Source organism: Yoonia maritima (assembly GCF_003003285.1).
Taxonomy (GTDB): Bacteria; Pseudomonadota; Alphaproteobacteria; order Rhodobacterales; family Rhodobacteraceae; genus Yoonia; species Yoonia maritima.
On the sequence record NZ_PVTP01000002.1, the window covers coordinates 343,315 to 361,094 of the forward strand.

The 17,780-nt window shown below is 53.3% G+C and carries 18 protein-coding genes; 9 read left to right on the forward strand and 9 right to left on the reverse strand.

The features are described 5' to 3' along the window. The first annotated feature begins 7 nt into the window (after window positions 1–7). The 3 genes from CLV80_RS04295 to CLV80_RS04305 are packed head-to-tail and all read left to right on the forward strand — an operon-like array spanning window position 8 to window position 2,383. On the forward strand, window positions 8–1,264 hold the full coding sequence (locus CLV80_RS04295; RefSeq protein ID WP_106355190.1) for an ABC transporter permease: 1,257 nt from the start codon (window positions 8–10) through the stop codon (window positions 1,262–1,264). Then, window positions 1,257–1,940 (forward strand): ABC transporter ATP-binding protein, encoded by a 684-nt coding sequence (locus CLV80_RS04300; protein ID WP_106355192.1) that lies wholly within the window; start codon window positions 1,257–1,259, stop codon window positions 1,938–1,940. Before CLV80_RS04295 ends, CLV80_RS04300 begins: the two co-directional genes overlap by 8 nt. Before the next feature lie 53 nt (window positions 1,941–1,993). Next, window positions 1,994–2,383, forward strand: a complete 390-nt coding sequence (locus CLV80_RS04305) for a c-type cytochrome (protein ID WP_106355194.1) — start codon at window positions 1,994–1,996, stop codon at window positions 2,381–2,383. 378 nt (window positions 2,384–2,761) lie between these two features. Here CLV80_RS04305 and CLV80_RS04315 read toward each other — a convergent pair whose 3' ends face one another. From CLV80_RS04315 to CLV80_RS04325, 3 genes are all read right to left on the reverse strand, one after another. Further along, the gene (locus CLV80_RS04315) at window positions 2,762–3,661 is read right to left on the reverse strand and encodes a DUF5677 domain-containing protein (protein WP_106355199.1); all 900 of its coding nucleotides are present in this window, start codon (window positions 3,659–3,661) and stop codon (window positions 2,762–2,764) included. Window positions 3,662–3,663: 2 nt separating this feature from the next. Beyond that, window positions 3,664–5,625 carry a DNA topoisomerase IV subunit B gene (parE, locus tag CLV80_RS04320; protein ID WP_106355201.1) on the reverse strand — a complete coding sequence of 654 codons (1,962 nt, stop codon included), beginning with the start codon at window positions 5,623–5,625 and terminating at the stop codon, window positions 3,664–3,666. Window positions 5,626–5,754: 129 nt separating this feature from the next. Beyond that, window positions 5,755–6,594, reverse strand: a complete 840-nt coding sequence (locus CLV80_RS04325) for a Hint domain-containing protein (RefSeq protein ID WP_243394408.1) — start codon at window positions 6,592–6,594, stop codon at window positions 5,755–5,757. A 488-nt stretch (window positions 6,595–7,082) separates the two neighbouring features. Between CLV80_RS04325 and CLV80_RS04330 the strand changes: the two genes are divergently transcribed. Continuing rightward, window positions 7,083–7,967 (forward strand): NAD-dependent epimerase/dehydratase family protein, encoded by an 885-nt coding sequence (locus CLV80_RS04330; RefSeq protein WP_106355204.1) that lies wholly within the window; start codon window positions 7,083–7,085, stop codon window positions 7,965–7,967. A 216-nt stretch (window positions 7,968–8,183) separates the two neighbouring features. Here CLV80_RS04330 and CLV80_RS04335 read toward each other — a convergent pair whose 3' ends face one another. Then, complete coding sequence (locus CLV80_RS04335; RefSeq protein WP_106355206.1) at window positions 8,184–8,732, reverse strand: hypothetical protein; 549 nt, start codon at window positions 8,730–8,732, stop codon at window positions 8,184–8,186. 292 nt (window positions 8,733–9,024) lie between these two features. On the opposite strand from CLV80_RS04335, the gene CLV80_RS04340 reads away from it, so the two are divergent. Together CLV80_RS04340 and CLV80_RS04345 are read left to right on the forward strand one after the other, a co-directional pair. Continuing rightward, the gene (locus CLV80_RS04340; protein ID WP_106355208.1) at window positions 9,025–9,432 is read left to right on the forward strand and encodes a thiol-disulfide oxidoreductase DCC family protein; all 408 of its coding nucleotides are present in this window, start codon (window positions 9,025–9,027) and stop codon (window positions 9,430–9,432) included. After that, window positions 9,429–11,042, forward strand: coding sequence for a saccharopine dehydrogenase family protein (locus CLV80_RS04345; protein WP_106355210.1), 1,614 nt, complete (start codon window positions 9,429–9,431; stop codon window positions 11,040–11,042). Before CLV80_RS04340 ends, CLV80_RS04345 begins: the two co-directional genes overlap by 4 nt. A gap of 22 nt (window positions 11,043–11,064) precedes the next feature. Here the strand turns inward: CLV80_RS04345 and CLV80_RS04350 are convergent, their stop codons facing one another. Continuing rightward, a complete protein-coding gene (locus CLV80_RS04350; protein WP_106355212.1) occupies window positions 11,065–11,715 on the reverse strand; it encodes a DUF2461 domain-containing protein in 651 nt (216 codons plus the stop codon). Between the two features lie 87 nt (window positions 11,716–11,802). Here CLV80_RS04350 and CLV80_RS04355 point away from each other — a divergent pair, with 87 nt between their 5' ends. Then, a complete protein-coding gene (locus CLV80_RS04355; protein WP_106355214.1) occupies window positions 11,803–13,164 on the forward strand; it encodes an MATE family efflux transporter in 1,362 nt (453 codons plus the stop codon). On the opposite strand, the gene CLV80_RS04360 is transcribed toward CLV80_RS04355, so the two are convergent. From CLV80_RS04360 to lgt, 4 genes are all read right to left on the reverse strand, one after another. Further along, the gene (locus CLV80_RS04360) at window positions 13,138–13,911 is read right to left on the reverse strand and encodes a Hint domain-containing protein (RefSeq protein WP_106355216.1); all 774 of its coding nucleotides are present in this window, start codon (window positions 13,909–13,911) and stop codon (window positions 13,138–13,140) included. The genes CLV80_RS04355 and CLV80_RS04360 overlap by 27 nt on opposite strands. A gap of 370 nt (window positions 13,912–14,281) precedes the next feature. Then, window positions 14,282–15,037: a peptidoglycan editing factor PgeF gene (gene pgeF, locus CLV80_RS04365; protein ID WP_106355218.1), complete on the reverse strand. Its 756-nt coding sequence runs from the start codon at window positions 15,035–15,037 to the stop codon at window positions 14,282–14,284. Continuing rightward, on the reverse strand, window positions 15,034–16,092 hold the full coding sequence (locus CLV80_RS04370) for a class I SAM-dependent methyltransferase (RefSeq protein ID WP_106355221.1): 1,059 nt from the start codon (window positions 16,090–16,092) through the stop codon (window positions 15,034–15,036). Before CLV80_RS04370 ends, pgeF begins: the two co-directional genes overlap by 4 nt. After that, window positions 16,089–16,967, reverse strand: coding sequence for a prolipoprotein diacylglyceryl transferase (gene lgt / locus CLV80_RS04375; RefSeq protein WP_106355223.1), 879 nt, complete (start codon window positions 16,965–16,967; stop codon window positions 16,089–16,091). The genes CLV80_RS04370 and lgt overlap by 4 nt, the downstream gene beginning before the upstream one ends. 103 nt (window positions 16,968–17,070) lie before the next feature. On the opposite strand from lgt, the gene CLV80_RS04380 reads away from it, so the two are divergent. Together CLV80_RS04380 and CLV80_RS18380 are read left to right on the forward strand one after the other, a co-directional pair. After that, complete coding sequence (locus CLV80_RS04380) at window positions 17,071–17,310, forward strand: accessory factor UbiK family protein (RefSeq protein WP_106355225.1); 240 nt, start codon at window positions 17,071–17,073, stop codon at window positions 17,308–17,310. Between the two features lie 216 nt (window positions 17,311–17,526). Beyond that, window positions 17,527–17,670, forward strand: coding sequence for a hypothetical protein (locus tag CLV80_RS18380; RefSeq protein WP_165793317.1), 144 nt, complete (start codon window positions 17,527–17,529; stop codon window positions 17,668–17,670). Window positions 17,671–17,780 lie beyond the last annotated feature (110 nt).

The following is a 17,780-nucleotide window of genomic DNA, read 5'->3' on the forward strand; positions in this document are numbered from 1 at the left end:
AGATTTCATGACGTCTACTCGCCCATTTGCCAAATTCGAATGGATGATCGCTTGGCGATACATCCGTGCCAAACGTGCCGAAGGCGGCATCAGCGTGATGACTTGGATCAGTCTTATCGGGGTCACCTTGGCCGTTTTCGCCTTGATTGCGACGCTTGCTGTGCGGTCAGGATTTCGCGCTGAATTCGTTGATACCATCGCGGGTGCCTATGCGCATGTCACAGTGCAACAGCCGGGTGGGACCATCGACAATTACGAAGCCGTCTCGGCGCGTATCCTTGAGCAGGACCATGTCACTGACGTGTTTCCGCTGGTACGCGGGCAGGCGATGGCGAATGCATCTGGACGGCTGGGACTGGCTGATATCTATGGAATCAGGCTTGAAGACCTTAAGGTTTCTGACGCCATCGTTGAAAGCGACCGTAGCTATGGCAACATCGACGATCTGCCCAACGGGATCGCGCTTGGCTCTGAACTGGCTGCGAACCTTGGGGTGACCATTGGCGACCGGATCGAGATCACGACACGCTCTGGGGCGGCGACGCCCATGGGGCAATCCACACGGCGCAACGCCTACGATGTCGTCTATATCTTTTCGACCGGGCGCTATCAGATTGATGAGGTACGTGCCTATCTGCCTCTGGATGTCGCACAGTTTATCTTTAATCGCGATGGCGTCGCGGATGAGCTTGCGGTTCAGCTCGACGACATCACCCTGTCAGAAGGGCTCAAGCAACCCATCGCGGATGCAGCAGGGGCTGGCATGTGGGCTTTTAGCTGGGAAGACCGCGTGCGCCGCTATCTGCGCGCGCTGACCATTGAAGACAACGTGATGTTCATCATCCTGTCGATCCTTGTGCTGGTGGCGTCGATGAACATCATTAGTGGTCTAATTATGCTCGTTAAAAACAAAGGGCGTGATGTTGGAATTTTGCGGACCATGGGGCTGACCGAAGGGTCGATCATGCGTGTGTTCTTTATCTGTGGTGCCGGGATCGGGACTGTCGGGACTCTTTGCGGCGTTGTGCTTGGCTGCCTGTTTGCCATCTACATCGACCAGATTTTCAGCTTCGTGAACTTTGTCTCGGGCGGGGGCGTTTGGGATCCTTCGATCCGTGGAATCTATGCTGTGCCTGCTGAACTCCACCTATCTGACGTTTTAAAATCAGTGTCGCTGTCGCTGGGGCTGTCTTGGATTATCACTATTTTCCCGGCGCGCCGTGCCGCCCGGATGAACCCAGTCGAGGCGCTGCGCTATGAATGATTTCACGCTTGAGGTCGCAGAGCTGACCAAAACCTATAACGCGGGAAAACCGAACGAAGTCCGTGTGCTGCAAGGTGTTTCGCTATCCGTGAAGCCGGGCGAGGTCGTTGGATTGGTCGCGCCGTCGGGGGCGGGTAAGTCAACGCTGCTGCATATTGCCGGGCTGCTGGATACGCCGGACACAGGGACGGTGACGATTGGTGGGACGGATATGACCAATCTGTCGGATCGCAAACGGACTGCCGTGCGCCGCGGTACGGTTGGATTTATCTATCAATTCCACCACTTGCTGCCTGAGTTTACCGCGCTTGAAAACATCGTGCTGCCACAGTTAGCCAATGGGGTAACTGAAAAGGCCGCGCATGCGCGGGCGATGGATTTGCTGGGCAAGGTTGGCATCGCAGAGCGGGCCTCGCATCGTCCGGCGGCGCTATCGGGTGGGGAACAGCAGCGGGTGGCGTTTTGTCGGTCGCTTGCGAATGAACCCGCGCTTTTGCTCGCGGATGAGCCGACAGGGAACCTTGACCCTGATACATCGGACCAAGTGTTTGACGCGCTGATGACGTTGGTGCGCGACACCGGGCTGGCGGCGGTCATTGCGACACATAACCTTGAACTTGCCGCGCGGATGGACCGACAGGTGCGTCTGACCGCTGGCGTGTTAGAGATGATCTAGATCAATGTCATCCGTAGCAATACTGCTAACGTGATGAAAATAGGGAGATATACATGCGGTACTTGATGATGTTTGCGGCGCTTACGCTGGCCGCCTGTGTCGAGGAACCTGAAACAGGGGCAGAGATTTTCGCAACCGAATGTGCAGGCTGCCATGGTGCGAATGCACAGGGCGATGGGCCTTATGCGCGTGGGTTGGATACTGTGCCGCCGGACCTGACGACGATCGCGTCGCGCAATGGTGGGGTGTTTCCACGGGACCAAGTCATGAGCACCATCGACGGGCTACAACGCGACGCGCACTTTAGCGTGGCGATGCCGGAGTTCGGCGCAGGCGATCTGGGCGCGACCGTGATTGTCGAGGAAAACGGGTTGGGAACGCCTGTACCGACCAAGCTATTGCTGCTGACTGATTACATTGAGCTGCTACAGCGCGAAGAGTAGGGCTGCTTTTGTCAGCGTGCGGTGGGTTGAAACCCACCCTACGGGGCGGGGCTGCGAATCATAGGTTAACGCCTTTGTTTTAAGGGTTTTTGGGCTGTCGGCATCACGTCGGATTTGCGTCGGCAAAGCGTCGGACATGTGTGGGGCGTTGGCCGGGTTAACGGCGCGTGCGATGGAGTGGTTTGGTCTGATCCACGTCCCGCCTGGCATCGCCGGGCAGCGCCCGGACCTCCCCCATGGGGAGGGCGCTTCGCACCCACCCCGAGGTCCAAGCGCTGCCCTGTATTGGTATTCGTGATGGTACAAGGTTGTATGCCTGTGTAGTCACAAATGTTTCTGAAACCCACGGCACAGGCAAGTATGCAACCTAGGATTCAGTTACGACAGCGTTTCTATTTTTTCAGCTAATTCCGGAATTTCTTCTTGATAGAATAGCTTTGCAGCATCACTTACGTGCTTGGCATTGGATAAATTGGTGACCTTTGCTCTTGCCATTCGCGCAACAGCATCGGCACATGCCACTACAACATATGAAGCATTTGTCACGATGAAGTTTTCAATATGTGCGAATGGATCCACTGAACTTCGGTTTTTGGCTTGCAATAGTTCGAAGCCGTAGAATGAACCGTGGGCTATTTCTGACGCATTCTCCCAGTTCATATTTTCGCAACCTTCCAACAAAATTGCAGAAAATCTGGATACTTCGCCTACTTCATTCAACATCTGAGCTCGCGTGATGTCGAAACATTTTTTTACTTTTGATGAACTGCCATTAGGTTCGAAAGTATTTATCGCCCTTTGAACTATTGGCAAGTTGCGATCCATTTTTGGTTCACGTTCTATGAAGCCTGAGGTCTTACCTAAGCTGTAGTGCTGTTTCTGAGTTTTGTAGGACTTATAGACGGTATAGAGTTCCGATTTGGAGGCATGTTGTCCGTCATCAGCTAGATGCCAGCAGGCATTCAAACAACTTTCATAGAAGGTCCGGGCAAGCGGCAGCGCATCTTTGCTGCACAACGATATCGGATCGACTAAACGCGAAATGTTTGTACCGGTTTGACATGCAGTCATACATAGTGCTGTAGCAACTCTGAATTGCGACCCGGTCAGAAGTTTGGACGATTTTGACAATAGCATTAGTTCAGTATTCATACGATTGAGCAGGAATAGTACCGCATCGCGAAACACCGAACGATCTATGTTGGACTGTGTATTATGTTCGGTAAAAGACAGCTTTGCCATATGGTTTTTGGGCTTGCTTTTAAGGTGATGGATCACCCCTAAACATCCAACTCCTCCACAAACTGCGCGTTTTCTTGAATGTACTGGAACCGCAGTTCTGGTTTCTTACCCATCAGACGCTCGACCAGATCGGCTGTATCGCCGGGTTCGTCGTCGTGGACGGTGACGCGGATGAGTTTGCGGGTGGCCGGGTCCATCGTGGTTTCTTTGAGGTCTTTTGCGTCCATCTCACCCAGACCCTTAAACCGCTGCACGTCGATCTTGCCTTTGCCGCCTAGGCCCTTTTCCATCATCGCGTCTTTTTCGGCGTCGTCGGCCACATAGACGCGCCGCGCGCCTTGGGTCAGCCGGTAGAGCGGTGGGCAGGCCAGATAGAGGTGCCCTTGGTCGATCAGCGGCCGCATCTGGGTAAAGAAGAACGTCATCAACAGCGCCGCGATATGCGCCCCATCGACGTCCGCATCGGTCATGATGATGATCTTGTCGTAGCGTAGATCATCAACGTTGAATTTCGTCCCCATGCCAACGCCCAATGCCTCGCAGAGGTCGTTGATTTCTTGGTTGGACGACAGTTTGTTCGATGCAGCCCCCAAGACGTTAAGGATTTTACCTTTGAGCGGTAGCAGCGCCTGTGTCTTACGATCACGCGCGCCTTTACCAGAACCACCAGCCGAGTCACCCTCGACGATGAACAGCTCGGTGCCGACGCGGTCTTTGGACGTACAGTCGGTCAGTTTACCCGGCAGACGCAGTTTCTTGGTCGCGGATTTACGCGATGTTTCTTTTTCTTGTTTGCGGCGAAGACGTTCTTCGGCACGCAGCACAAGGAAATCAAGGATCGCGCCTGCGGATTTGGTATCCGCGGCGAGCCAGTTGTCAAAGTGGTCACGCACGGCAGCATCGACCATTCGCTGGGCGTCAGTTGTGGCGAGACGGTCCTTTGTCTGCCCGACGAATTCCGGTTCGCGGATAAAGCAGGACACAAGTGCGCCGGCACCTGTGGTCAGGTCTTCGCGCGTGATTGTCCCGGCTTTTTTGTTGCCGACCAGATCACCGTAGGCTTTGATCCCCTTAAGGATCGCGGACCAGAAGCCGGCCTCGTGCGTGCCGCCTTCGGGGGTGGGGACGGTGTTACAGTAGGACTGAATGAAGCCGTCGCGGGCAGGGGTCCAGTTGATCGCCCATTCGACCTTGCCGGGGACGTTGAATTTGTCTTGGAACGACACGGTGCCTGCAAAGGGTTTTTCAGAATAGGTCGTCGCGCCTGACATGGTTTCGGTCAGGTAGTCGGCCAAGCCGCCGGGGAATTTGAATGTGGCTTCGAGTGGGGTGTCGCCATCGTTGATTCCCGTCTTCCAGCGGATTTCAACGCCGGAGAACAAGTATGCCTTTGACCGCGCCATTCTGAATAGCGTTTTGGGTTTCAGCGTCAGTTTGCCAAAGATTTCTTCGTCAGGGTGGAATGTCACCGCAGTTCCGCGCCGGTTTGGCGCTGCGCCGATTTTCGCAAGTTTCCCTTTGGGGACACCGCGCGAAAACTCCATCGCGTAGAGTTCTTTGTTCTGTGCGACTTCGACACGCAGGTGATCGGACAGGGCGTTCACCACCGAAGAGCCAACGCCGTGCAGGCCGCCAGAGGTCTGGTAGCTGTCGCCCGAGAACTTACCGCCCGCGTTCAGCGTACAAAAGATGATCTCGACCGCGGATTTGGTCGGGTCTTTGGGGTGCGCCCCAATCGGAATACCGCGCCCGTTGTCGCGTACAGTGACGTGACCGTTTTCGTGCAGCTCGACCTCGATCCATGTGGCGTGTCCGGCGACCGCTTCGTCCATGGAGTTGTCGATGATTTCTGCGACCATGTGGTGCAGCGCGCGTTCGTCCTTTCCCCCGATATACATGCCGGGACGTAGGCGCACGTGCTCCATATCCTCAAGCACTTCGATAGAGGATGCATTGTAGTCGTCAGGGGAAGCGCCCCCAGAGAGAAGATCATCGGCCATGGTACTGCTCATTCTTTTGGTTTGGGCTAATATGGCAGCCTGTCGCGGATGGAGCAATCACGGAATGTGCGTAGGCGCGGCCTAGCCGAATAAATCGGAGCAGTCGTAACGTGTTTCTGGCAGGTCTTCTTAGATGGCCTGAGCGATGGGCGCTGATGTCTGGTTGTCGCTGTTTGCGGCAATCAGGGCTGCGGTTTCATACCCCTTTACGACTAGGCGCGCCGTCTTCATGGTACTGGCTTTCAAGTCGCTTAGCTCAGGGAATATTGTGTGCAGTTCCTTTAATTGTTCGGCATCTAGTGCGCGTTTGCCTGTTTCACCTAGAAATAGCGTTTCCGCGGCGACGCCATCCGCCCAGATGATTTCGTGGTGATCAAAGAGTAAGTGTATGTATTCGACTTCGCCACCGCGTCGCACGGTGATGGTGTCGTCATTCACGAGGTGTTTGGCGGGAACTAAGACTTCGCTTGTTCCAAATAATAGTTCGGCCTCTGGGCCTTGCAGCAGAATACGGTGCTGTGGGCTGACCTCTATATCCACGATGGCGTTCAGTGTGCCAGCCTTGATTTTAATGGGTGCGAGGCGACCAACTGCGGCGTAAGTACGTCGGCCGATCCATCTGACCGTCTGGATACCATGATCCATCGTCATTACTTGATCGCCCTCTGCGATGTGTTCGATCATTCGTGGCCCACTTGGGCAGGCAATGCATGTGCCGCGCGTAAAGCAAAGCGGATCGCTATCAGCCCGGTCAGCGGCCATGTTATAGCCCTGACCTGCATTATTATTCGCGTATATTGGTGACACCAATTCAAGTGAGCGAATAGCCTGCGCATTGATTGCTTCCTGATCCGCGTTCTCAATGGTCTCTGGGACCCAATATGAGTTGCCGTTGACGTCTTGCATAACGTTGGCAGTGATCGTTGCGGTGGTTCCATCTTTGTACGTAATGACAGCGTTGAACACCATAATAGCATCAAACGTTTGGGTTGGGCCGCCATCAATGCTAAATTGATCGTTTGAGGAGTTATTGTCTATATCGTAGGAAGTCGCCGAGCCTCCACCGAAGCCATTTCCTGCAGGATCAAAGTTTTTGATATCCCGAAATAAAGGGGCCTCTGACGAGCCATAGGTTCCCAAAGAATTAGTCACCGCAGACTGTTGCAACGTGGTGTTTCCCTCTTGCGGGTCCCAGATCGGAAGTTGCCCTAGAGAAAAGACTTTGAACGAAGTTGGCATTGTTAGTGATCTCGCTTGATAATGTTCCGCGGTGTACGGGGGTAAGATTTGTTAAAAGCTGGTTTAGGCTACGCATTTATTACGCTGCCTAGTAATCACGAAGGTCGTTCACAATAGTTTCACCCGATTTAAATTATTTTGGATGCCGCTCCTTTTAGGAGGCTGACCGTTGTGGTTCGTCGAAACTAAGCTACGGTGGTCGAAAACGGAGACAAACCATGCGTATCTTTTTTACGGGCGGCAGCGGCAAGGCTGGCAAACATGCGATTACCTATTTGCAAGGGCAGGGCCATACGGTCGTAAATGCGGATATGACCCCGTCGGGTTTGGATGTATCTGAGCTGCTGATTGACTTGACAGATGCGGGACAAGTCATTGGGGCCATGTCACAGTTTACTGATTTTCATGAATTGGATGCGGGAACCGGTGTGCCGAAATACGATGCCGTCGTGCATTTCGCGGCTGTACCCCGCGTGATGATCGGCACGGACGGCGAATGCTTTCGCCAGAACACAATCACCACATACAATGTGATCGAAGCTGCCGTGAAGCTGGGTATCCCCAAGGTCATTTTCGCAAGTTCCGAAACCACCTATGCCGTTTGTTTTGCTGATGGTGAGGTGAAACCCGATTTCGTGCCCGTCGACGAAGATCACCCCACCGTGCCGCACGACAGTTATGCCATGTCTAAGGTCTGCAATGAGATGACGGCCAAGTCGTTTCAGGCCCGTTCAGGCATCGACATCTATGGGCTGCGGATCAACAACGTGATCGAGCCGCATGAATACGCGACGAACTTCCCAGCCTTTATGGAAAACCCCGCGCTGCGCCGCCGTAACATCTTTGCCTATATCGACGCGCGCGATCTGGGGCATATGGTTGATTGCTGCCTAAAAACGGATGGGCTGGGGTATGAGGTCTTTAACGTCGCCAACGACGACATGTCAGTTGGGATCACATCCGACGAAGTCATCGCGCAGTTTTATGAAGGTGTTCCCGTCAAACGGAAGATGCGCCCGGACGAGACGTTTTATGCCAATGACAAAGCCAAGCAGATGGTCGGGTTCGCGCCCAAGCATTCTTGGCGGGATGTGTTGGGGTGATGCGTACCATAACGTCGAAGTGTTTAGGCCTTGATCGCTACCAAGGTCAGCTTAGAGCCCGTATTAATGGATGCAGCTTGATGCACGGGTGTCCGCTATTACGACTATGTCAAAACGAGCCTTTGTGGAACGATAAGGGCTGATGCGTTAAATTTCAAAAGTGGTCGTTTGCAAAATTATTGGTGTCTTATTTCGTCCCAATATCCCTATGCTAACCTACCTTTCTAAGGGAATTTCTAACATTCTAGCATCTGAAGCTATCAGGTCGTACCGTTCTACAAATTTGTGGATTTTGTCGCGCTCTTTGTCATAGGTAAGACACCACTCTCCGCAGGCTTCTCCTATAGTTTTTATCAATCTGGGAATCTCGTAGTATCCTGTTTTATTGGTATCAAGCTCGACTTCGGCAGGCATTTCACCAACATAGCCCACCAGCATCCTAGTATGGCCAGATTCTACTTTTCGAGAGTTTAAGTTGCTCATATGCAGAAGTGAATTTCGATGTTCCCACAATTCTGCGGAGGTGATTCCTAGCTTCTGAATATCGGAATATGTGTCTAACCACTTGATGAACGTATTATGTCTTTCATCCCCATACTCGATGAAGCCTATGGAATCGATGGCAACAAATAAGAGTTTTGAAGCTGAAACGTAGTGGCGATTTTGAAACAGCAATCGAACAGGTTGGAAAAAATCATCATTTATAAGCTCAGTAAACTTGAAACCTTCATCAGTAAAATATCTTCCGAAGTAATCGACAGCCATTAACACCCCCTTTTCGCCTCATTCTTTCACCGCGATGTACGCTTCTAAAATATTAAGTACATTGGAAACTACTTAACATAATTTGCTCTATGTCCTTTTCGATTTTTGGCTTCCCGATACGACTGTTTGTTGGCGGCTGCCTCAAAGCCGACATTGGTTCATTTGTAGCGAACACACCCATTGTCCCGCAGAGAGGCCATTGCCAATCAAGATTTCGCTACCCGTGACTAGATTCGCGGCCCATTGCTATTGGCGTCACTTCACTCAATAAGGTTAGTGAAGTGGACGCCGAATGATACAAACAAATCAGCTAGTCGCCGTCATGGATGCCACTTGTGCCCTTTGCAGTTGGGGTGCACGTATGATCCATCGGCTTGATAAGTCGGGCGAGATTAAGATCGCCCCGATCCAATCTGATACCGGGGCGGCGTTGATGCGTGACAATGGGCTTGATCCGTTAGATCCGGATACTTGGTTGTTTATTGAAAATGGGACCGTTTGGCGCGATTTTGATGCGTTGATCCGGGTTGGACAACGCTTTGACGGGTGGGGCCGATTGTTCGTGGCTTTGCGGGTGATCCCGCGTCCAATCCGCAATTGGCTATACGCCCGTGTCGCCCGTAACCGCTATGCTCTGTTTGGACGCGGGGATATGTGTACCTTGCCCGACCCGAAATTCCGCGCGAGGTTGTTGTCGTGAGAATTATCGTCCTTGGTGGCTACGGCGTGTTCGGGGCAAAGCTGGTTGATTTGCTCACCCGTGATAATCACGAGGTTATCGTGGCTGGGCGTTCTGTTGAAAAGGCAGAGGCACTGGCTGCTCAGTTCGGCGCTGGGCATTTGGCCGTGGATCGCTCTGGTGATTTGACACCGCTTTGGGCACTGAAACCTGATGCAGTTGTTGATGCCGCAGGTCCGTTTCACGCATATGGTGATGACCCATATTCGTTTGCAAAGGCCTGCATCGCGCAGGGCGTGAATTATCTTGATCTGGCGGATGATCCTGCCTTTTGCGCCGGAATTGCCGCATTGGACGAAGCGGCAAAGGCTGCCGGCGTGTTCGTGCTGTCCGGTGTGTCGAGTGTGCCGGCGATTTCGTCGTCGGCCGTGGCTGAACTCATCAAAGGTGCGGATGAAGTTGATACGATCAATACTGGAATCCTACCGGGAAACCGCGCCCCACGTGGACGGTCTGTCGTAGCGAGTATTCTGCATCAATGCGGTGCCGATTTTGATGTGCCGATAGATGGCGCTAATGTCCCAATGCGCAGTTGGTCGCGCCCTGCGCGTTTCGACATAGGCAAGGGGATTGTGCGGTCAGGCTGGATGATTGAGGTTCCCGATCACAGATTATTTGCGCAGGCCTTTGGGGCGCGTTCTGTGCTGTTTCGCGCGGGGCTAGAGCTTGGGGTGATGAACTGGTCGTTGGCCGTCCTTTCTTGGCTGCGCGGCTTTTGGAGATTTCCAATACCAGAGTGGCTGATCAGTTTGCTGCTATGGCTGGCAAAGCTGCTTTATCCGTTTGGGACGGATGCGGGCGGTATGTCGGTTGCGGTCACAGTGCGGTCAAGCGTGGGATGGGAACGCCGGACATGGCGAATGGTCGCGACCAAGGGCGAGGGGCCGTACATTCCCGCAGTCGCTGCTCGCGTGGTGCTGCGTGCGCCTGCCACGATACCAAAAGGGGCAAGGCCAGCCGTCGCGATCATTTCATTGGATGCGATACGCGATGGCATGGCTGATTTAGCGGTATCGACTGAAACGTTAACTCAACAAGTGCAGCCTTTGTTTGCCCGCCATCTTGAGGCGGGAAACCAGGATCTACCAGCCGCGGTTCAAGAGCTTCACGCAATATACGGGCCGCGACGCTGGGTTGGCCGTGGTGCCGTCACACGCGGACAATCTACATGGGCGCGCCTTTTAGGGGCGCTATTTCGTTTTCCTACAGATGCTTCAGATATCCCGGTGAGCGTGATGATGACGCCTTATAACGGTGGTGAACGCTGGGAGCGAAGTTTTGATGGGCAAAAATTCAGATCTTATCTAGGCCGACATAAGGGTAAGATGACCGAGAGGTTCGGACCATTCACGTTTACGCTTGGGTTGTACGTTGACGAGGACCAACTGCATTTCCCAGTGATAGCTGGACGTGTTGGGCCGATCCCATTGCCACAGTTTGCGCTGCCCAAAAGCGTATCGCGTGAGTATGAAAAAGACGGACGCTTTCATTTTGATGTATCACTTATGGCCCCATTCACGGGTGCGCCCGTTGTGCATTACCAAGGGTGGTTAGAGCGTAGTGCATCGTAGGGTGGATTTTAATCCACCCGGATCAAGCTTCGGCAATTGAAATCAAAAGATTGTTGAGCGGCCACAAATTTGTGAACGTATCGGTCAGGATTTGATTTAACGGTGTGTCCGGCGTAACTGGCCGGCTGGCAACGACAGCTTTCATGCGTAAAAACGATGCCGCTGCATGACCTTTGTCATAAGGGGGCGGAACGCGTTTCAACGCCGGTTCCCGAAATGCAAAACCGGCGGTTTCAAGCCCCGTGAGAATGGCAAGCATACGGTCAGTATCTAGATCAAGCATCTCGCGCCAATTGGTGATCATTGCTTTTTCAAATCCCATCATGCCCGCACCAGCGGTCACATAATCGGCACCAACACCAAAGAAAAAGATGGGGTTTTGAGGAGCGCCGGATTCGATTTGCCACATCATGTGCAGGTGTGGCTTGTAAGGTGTCTTGTCCTTTGAAAACCGGACATCACGATGCGGGCGGAACAGTTTTGTCTTTATCGGGGCGTCTGTAAGTTCAGACAGCGGGGTGATCATATCATCAAGTAACGCAAGCGCGGCTGGTTTCAGTTGGTCGTCATAGGTCGCCCTATTTTGCGTCCACCAATCCTTGGTGTTGTTGGCAGTAAGCTGTTTATAGAATGGCTGCGCGTCGGAAATTATTCGTTCATAGTCGCTTCCCATCGTTGTCTCCGGTTTTCAGTCAACATGTCACGCGAGGCGCATTGATGTCTATGGACGGGCGGTAAAATCCCCCATAAGCCTTTGCATATGGAACGTATCGCACAATCATACCCTGAACATATCCGGGCGGTGGCCAAGCTTGGTTTGCCATTAATCCTAAGCAATGTGGCGCAGTTTGCGATCCACATGACCGATACGATTATGCTTGGTTGGTATAATGTGACTGCGCTTGCAGCATCAACCATCGCGGGCACGATGCTGTTCGTGGTGTTTATTGTTGGCGCTGGGTTTGCACAGGCCGTTACCCCGTTGGTTGCATCTGCAGCAGAAGAAGGGGATGAGACCCAAGTTCGCCGTGTGACCCGCATGGGGCTATGGCTGTCGATCTTTTACGGGCTTGCAGTGACTGTCCCGTTTTTCTGGGCGAAAGATATTCTGATTGCGATTGGGCAAGATGCAGATGTGGCGCAGTTGGCCCATTATTATCTACAGATCACAATTTGGCAGATGATCCCGGCTCTGATCGTGATGACGCTAAAGTCGTTTTTGTCAGCACTTGAACATATCTCAGTGCTGCTATGGGCGACGGTAGGGACTGCCGTCATGAATGGGTTCGTTAACTATGCGCTGATATTCGGCAATTGGGGCGCACCCGAATTGGGTATTCGTGGCGCTGCGATTGCGTCTGTTACGGTGACGATTGTTTCGGTCGCTATTCTGGTGGGATATACGTTACGCGTCTTGCCACAGTATCAACTGTTCAAGAATTTCCTGCGTAGTGACCGCGAGATTTTAAACCGCGTGTTCCGGCTTGGCTGGCCGATTGGCTTAACGTCGTTGGCCGAGGGCGGATTGTTCAGTGCAAGCGCGGTCATGATGGGCTGGATTGGTGCGATTGAACTGGCGGCGCATGGCATCGCTATTCAATTGGCGAGCCTGACATTCATGGTGCACATCGGCTTTAGCCAAGCCGCGACTGTGCGGGCGGGGCGGGCTCTTGGTCGTAAAGACCCTGTATCGCTACGCCGCGGTGGAATCACTGCGATTTGCATGTCCGGATTGTTCGCGTTGGTCACTTCAGCATTGTTTATGCTGTTCCCAGAATTTTTGGTGTCACTGTTTGTTGACCCTGATGAACCTGCTCGGTTGACGCTGGTGTCTGTCGGGGCGCAGCTGGTTGTGATTGCTGCCTTGTTTCAAATCGTCGATGCCGCACAGGTGCTTGCGCTTGGTCTATTGCGTGGCCTTCAGGACACTGCTGTCCCGATGGTCATGGCAACGATCAGCTATTGGGTGATCGGCCTACCAGCAAGTTATGTGCTGGCGTTTTGGTTCGGGTATGGCGCCGCCGGGCTTTGGATGGGGCTTGTCGTTGGATTGGCGGTCGCATCAGTGTTGCTGATGTGGCGTTTTTGGAAGCAACTATTCAAGCAGTTCCAGATCACGTAAGCGAAGGCGCGGGTTTCGCATTTCGCCAAAATCATCCAGATCAATTTTGTGCGGAAACAAAGACAAATATTGCACAAGCATTTCACCGCGCAGACCAAGCGCGAAGAACGTACCGGGGTGCATGCTTTCTATTTCGATGCCATTGACCAAGATGCTTTCCTGACGCGAAAATCCAAGTTGGAAGACATTCACTGGCTGCGCTGGGCGAAGTTCAATGAACTGGCTGCCGTCGATGAAATCGCGGACGGGAATAAAAGCGGCCCGTTTCCCGGTCAAGGTACGGACACCCGTCGCGCGGTGAAGGATATGTGCGGTCGGGCCGAGAATCAAATCTGGTGATGGGCGTGATGGGCCTAATGACTCTGCGGTTATGCGCGTGAGGCAGTTGTTTTCACTGTTGGTGTTCGTGTCATCCGGCTGGATCAGCATTGCGCCGCGCCATAACAATGTTTCGAATTCACCATTGGCAAGACGTACGCGATCACCTGGCAGCAGATCCTCAATCGTCATAGGGCCATTGCTAGTGACGACCATCGCACCCCGTCCTAACGCCCCGAAAGCATTTTCAAATGCAGGCAAAGCTGGTGCAATACGCGACATTTCGGCAATGTCTCCGTTAGGGAGAAGATAGCTGATTTCGTATTTACGTGTCGGAATATTGCTTGCGGCATATCTGCTCCGCCGCGCCGCTTCGGTGTTGGTCGTGCCAATTGTGGGGTCGGCCCCAGTGTTAAGGGGTGGGTTCATGTGGATGCCTATCGGGGTTCGATCAAACTTTTGCACTTAAGGTGCAAATTTGATTGGAAATTTTGATTTCTTGATCAAAGTGGAGTGAAGACGAAATGTCAAAAAAATTGATTTTACTTGGCCGAATTTCGCCATGTCCAAAGCGAACATAGGCTAAGTTCTGCGTGCAATCATAAGTTGCCTTGGTTTTCCGCGCTGCCAAGGAAGTACGCTATTGTAGCTGAGTATTGCGGTTGTTACCGCGGCTTGCCAACGTTGCTTCATCATCGTCCCTCGTGATCTGCGAGGCCCACGGATGTGAGCCTAATTGCCGAGCATTAGCTGTAATTCAGGCATTTATTGGGCGTATTGATGATGTTTTACCTTATGGTTAAAGTGAGATCGCGGCGATCAAACGGCCATAGTCGGCTTCTTTTTGGTGGACTGTACGTCGGTAGCTATAAAACCGATCAGGATCGCTATAGGTGCAATTGTGTGTCCAGCTTGCCTGTGTGATGCCGCATTCATGCAGTTTCATCAGGCCAAAACCCGGTAGATCAAAGTGAAACCGATCATCGCTTCCGGCGACAAAAAAGCGATCAAGTTTTGGATCCTGCGCGGTGAATTGATCCATAAAGTCGGGTCCGACCTCATAGGCGCGCTGGCTAATGCACGGACCGATGACTGCTGTGATATTGGCTGCTGATGCGCCAAGGGATTCCATTTTGCTGACCGTGTCTGCAAGCACGCCGTTTAGGGCGCCCTTCCATCCTGCGTGAGCAGCACCGATGACGCCTGCTTTGCTATCGGCAAAAAGAACAGGTTGGCAGTCTGCGGTTAAAACCGACAGCGCCATACCTTTGGTCGCGGTGACAATCGCGTCTGCTTTGGGGTGTTGGTCTTGCGGGCCATCGGCGATGACCGCGTCGGCAGAGTGTATCTGGTGTACGCCAACCAAGTGATCGGGTGCGACGTGCATTGCCTGGGCGACGCGTGCGCGGTTGATGCTGACGATATCATGCTGGTCAGAGCTGCCGTAACCGCAGTTCAATCCTGCGAACACGCCGGATGATGCGCCGCCACGACGCGTAAAGAATCCGTGCGTTGTGCCGTCTAGGTCGGGGCTGGTGATGATGTCGAGAGTCATGGTTCCAATCCGGGGGGCGGGGTTGCCGAAACAGGATAGATACTGATCACTTTGAAAAGGTCGCCCATTTCGGCAGGGTGGGTCAAGCGCCGATGTGCTTTTACGTGCGTTTCAAGTGCAGCGCCCTGTAAGCGGGTCGCCAGCTTTTGCGCGCGTTGTGTGATCCCCAGTCGTTCAAGGAATACACCTTGTGGTGTCAGGCGGCTGAATTTGGCAGGGGCGGCATAGCTCGCGATTTCTGCGAAATCCACATGTGCCGTCAGATCAGCAGTGCCGGGTTCGGCTAGTGGATCGGCTTTTTTGTGGGAAGACAGTGCTTGCAACGTATCGCCCAATGACTGCCAGTCGCCGTAGTCGATGATCAGCGCCGTGCCGCCGTGATCTGCGATCTTATGGCTGATATGCTGCATGACGCCGGGCAGGGTGGCGCAATGTTCTATTAGGTCGCCGTCTTTGGTGTCGGCGATCCGGTGTTCCAGCATGGCCAGAGGTGCCGCAGCTGACAGGCCAAAGGTGAGGGTGTCATCACTGACGCCAACCATCCGTTCACGCCATCCCGTGCCTTCACGGACAAACTGCCTAATCGGGAGCGCGTCAAAGAATTCATTCGCGACCAGCCACAAAGGTAGATCAGGCAAGGTCGTGACATCATCATGCCAGACAGCTTCGGAGACGGCGCTGGCTTGGGCTTTGCGCAAGGCCGGGGAGGCTTCGACAAAATGTACAGTCAAAGCCGCATGAAAACCCGGAACGGATTTGGTCGCGCGCAAGATGTCGGCCATCAGCGTGCCGCGCCCGGGCCCAAGTTCTGCGAGTGCAATCTGTGTGGGTGCCCCTTGATCGAGCCAGCTTTGGGCTAGTGAAAGCCCAATGAGTTCGCCGAACATCTGGCTGATTTCGGGCGCGGTGATGAAATCGCCTTTTGCGCCCAATGGGTCGCGGGTGGCGTAGTAACCGTAGTCGGGGTGCAGGAGGCATTCGGCCATATAGTCGCCAAGCGTGATCGGCCCAGTGCGTCCGATCCGTGCAATAAGCTGCTGCGCAAGCGGTGTCATCGGCGCCACGCCATTGCCACGACGGTCAGGCCAATGATGATCATCGGTAAGGTCAGCGTCTGTCCCATTGTCAGCCCATAACCATTATAGTGGAAGGCAAGCCCAAGCTCATTTCCGACACTTTGGAATTGCGCGTCTGGCTGGCGCACGAATTCAACAAGGAAGCGGGCAAAGCCATATCCGGCAAAGAATGTCCCGGTCAGCAGCCAAGGCTTCTTCAGCCCGTTAAAGCGGAAGGCGAGCAGGATCAGGAGCGTGCCAAGAAGCAGGCCTTCGAGCCCTGCTTCATAAAGCTGCGACGGGTGGCGTGTGCAGTCCGCTAGGAGCGTTGCACATGATTGCGCGGCTTGGCCCGGGAAGATCACGCCCCAAGGTAAATCTGTGGGGCGTCCCCAGAGTTCGGCGTTGATAAAGTTAGCACAACGCACCAGCAGGATCGCGGGCGTTGCGGCGACTGCAATGATGTCGGCAAGATCAGACAGTGGAACCTTTTTGCGGCGACTGAATAGGATCACGGCAAGGATAACACCAAGGAACCCGCCGTGGAATGAAAGCCCGCCTTCCCAAATCTTGATGATATCAAGTGGGTTGGACAGGAACTCACTGGGCTTATAGAACAAGATATAGCCCAGACGCCCGCCAGCGATCACACCAATGACGATATACGTCAGAAGATCCTCAAGCTGGTTTTCCTGCATTGGCGGACCGTTACGCCACAGCTGCGGACGGCGTAGCGCCAGTTTGATCAGCTGCCAGCCAATCGCGATACCAACGATATAACCCATGGCGTACCAGCGCAGCGCCAGTTCCATACCAAAGAGGTTTATCGAGATGATCTCGGGCGAAATATCGGGGAAGGGGATCGCTGCAAACATGCGCTATTCCTCTCTTGGTGCTGCGGCGAAGTCAACCAGCTACAACGCTTGTGCGCAGAGGTCCCAAGGCCCATATAGAACGTAACCGCGAACGGAGAGTGCTATGCAAAGCAAGAACAAGATTTTTGATGACCTGAGCCAGCTGATGACCAATGCCATGGGTGTTGCGCAAGGGGCCAAGGACGAAGCGTCGACAGCGATGTCTTCTATGATGGATCGCTGGTTGGCTGACCGCGATTTCGTAACGCGCGAAGAATTCGACGCGGTGCGTGCGATGGCCCAAAAGGCCCGCGAAGAAAACGAAGCGCTTGCTGCGCGTATCGCGGCGCTTGAGGCGAAGTAATTCTGGACCTCGAAATGGAAGGCGGGCACGCGCTGGCTTTCCTCAATTTTTCATGTGCGTGAACTATTGGGGCGCAGTTTGTGCCGTTACGTTATTGGCGGATTTTCGCTGAGTTACCCCAAGTCTGCCATTTTGCGGGCATTTTTCCCCTTATTCGGTTTAACTGCGAGATGTACTTAAATTGCACAACTCGTGGTGGAATTGTGGAGAGATGCTATGATCGATATTATTCTTATTGCTTTGCTGTTTGCGGCAATGTTCTACGGTTCACCGCAGGGTGGAACGCATCCCTTTATAGCATTGGTGAGAAAATGCCGTGCAAAAGCTGTTAGTGTTGCAGTTAAGGGTGTAAATGTTTGACATCCCTTGGGTTGTTTATTTTCAATTTTTAGATTTGACCACATACTAAAATTTCGTTTATATTGGCTGAGAAATAGCAGTTAACCAACTATTCTCCCACTTGGCGGTTT

Coding starts and splice junctions, on each gene's coding strand:
- CLV80_RS04295 (WP_106355190.1), top strand. CDS start 8: ATGACGTCTACTCGCCCATTTGCCAAATTCGAATGGATGATCGCTTGG.
- CLV80_RS04300 (WP_106355192.1), top strand. CDS start 1,257: ATGAATGATTTCACGCTTGAGGTCGCAGAGCTGACCAAAACCTATAAC.
- CLV80_RS04305 (WP_106355194.1), top strand. CDS start 1,994: ATGCGGTACTTGATGATGTTTGCGGCGCTTACGCTGGCCGCCTGTGTC.
- parE (WP_106355201.1), bottom strand. CDS start 5,625: ATGGCCGATGATCTTCTCTCTGGGGGCGCTTCCCCTGACGACTACAAT.
- CLV80_RS04325 (WP_243394408.1), bottom strand. CDS start 6,594: ATGGTGTTCAACGCTGTCATTACGTACAAAGATGGAACCACCGCAACG.
- CLV80_RS04330 (WP_106355204.1), top strand. CDS start 7,083: ATGCGTATCTTTTTTACGGGCGGCAGCGGCAAGGCTGGCAAACATGCG.
- CLV80_RS04335 (WP_106355206.1), bottom strand. CDS start 8,732: ATGGCTGTCGATTACTTCGGAAGATATTTTACTGATGAAGGTTTCAAG.
- CLV80_RS04340 (WP_106355208.1), top strand. CDS start 9,025: ATGATACAAACAAATCAGCTAGTCGCCGTCATGGATGCCACTTGTGCC.
- CLV80_RS04350 (WP_106355212.1), bottom strand. CDS start 11,715: ATGGGAAGCGACTATGAACGAATAATTTCCGACGCGCAGCCATTCTAT.
- CLV80_RS04355 (WP_106355214.1), top strand. CDS start 11,803: ATGGAACGTATCGCACAATCATACCCTGAACATATCCGGGCGGTGGCC.
- CLV80_RS04360 (WP_106355216.1), bottom strand. CDS start 13,911: ATGAACCCACCCCTTAACACTGGGGCCGACCCCACAATTGGCACGACC.
- pgeF (WP_106355218.1), bottom strand. CDS start 15,037: ATGACTCTCGACATCATCACCAGCCCCGACCTAGACGGCACAACGCAC.
- CLV80_RS04370 (WP_106355221.1), bottom strand. CDS start 16,092: ATGACACCGCTTGCGCAGCAGCTTATTGCACGGATCGGACGCACTGGG.
- lgt (WP_106355223.1), bottom strand. CDS start 16,967: ATGTTTGCAGCGATCCCCTTCCCCGATATTTCGCCCGAGATCATCTCG.
- CLV80_RS04380 (WP_106355225.1), top strand. CDS start 17,071: ATGCAAAGCAAGAACAAGATTTTTGATGACCTGAGCCAGCTGATGACC.
- CLV80_RS18380 (WP_165793317.1), top strand. CDS start 17,527: ATGATCGATATTATTCTTATTGCTTTGCTGTTTGCGGCAATGTTCTAC.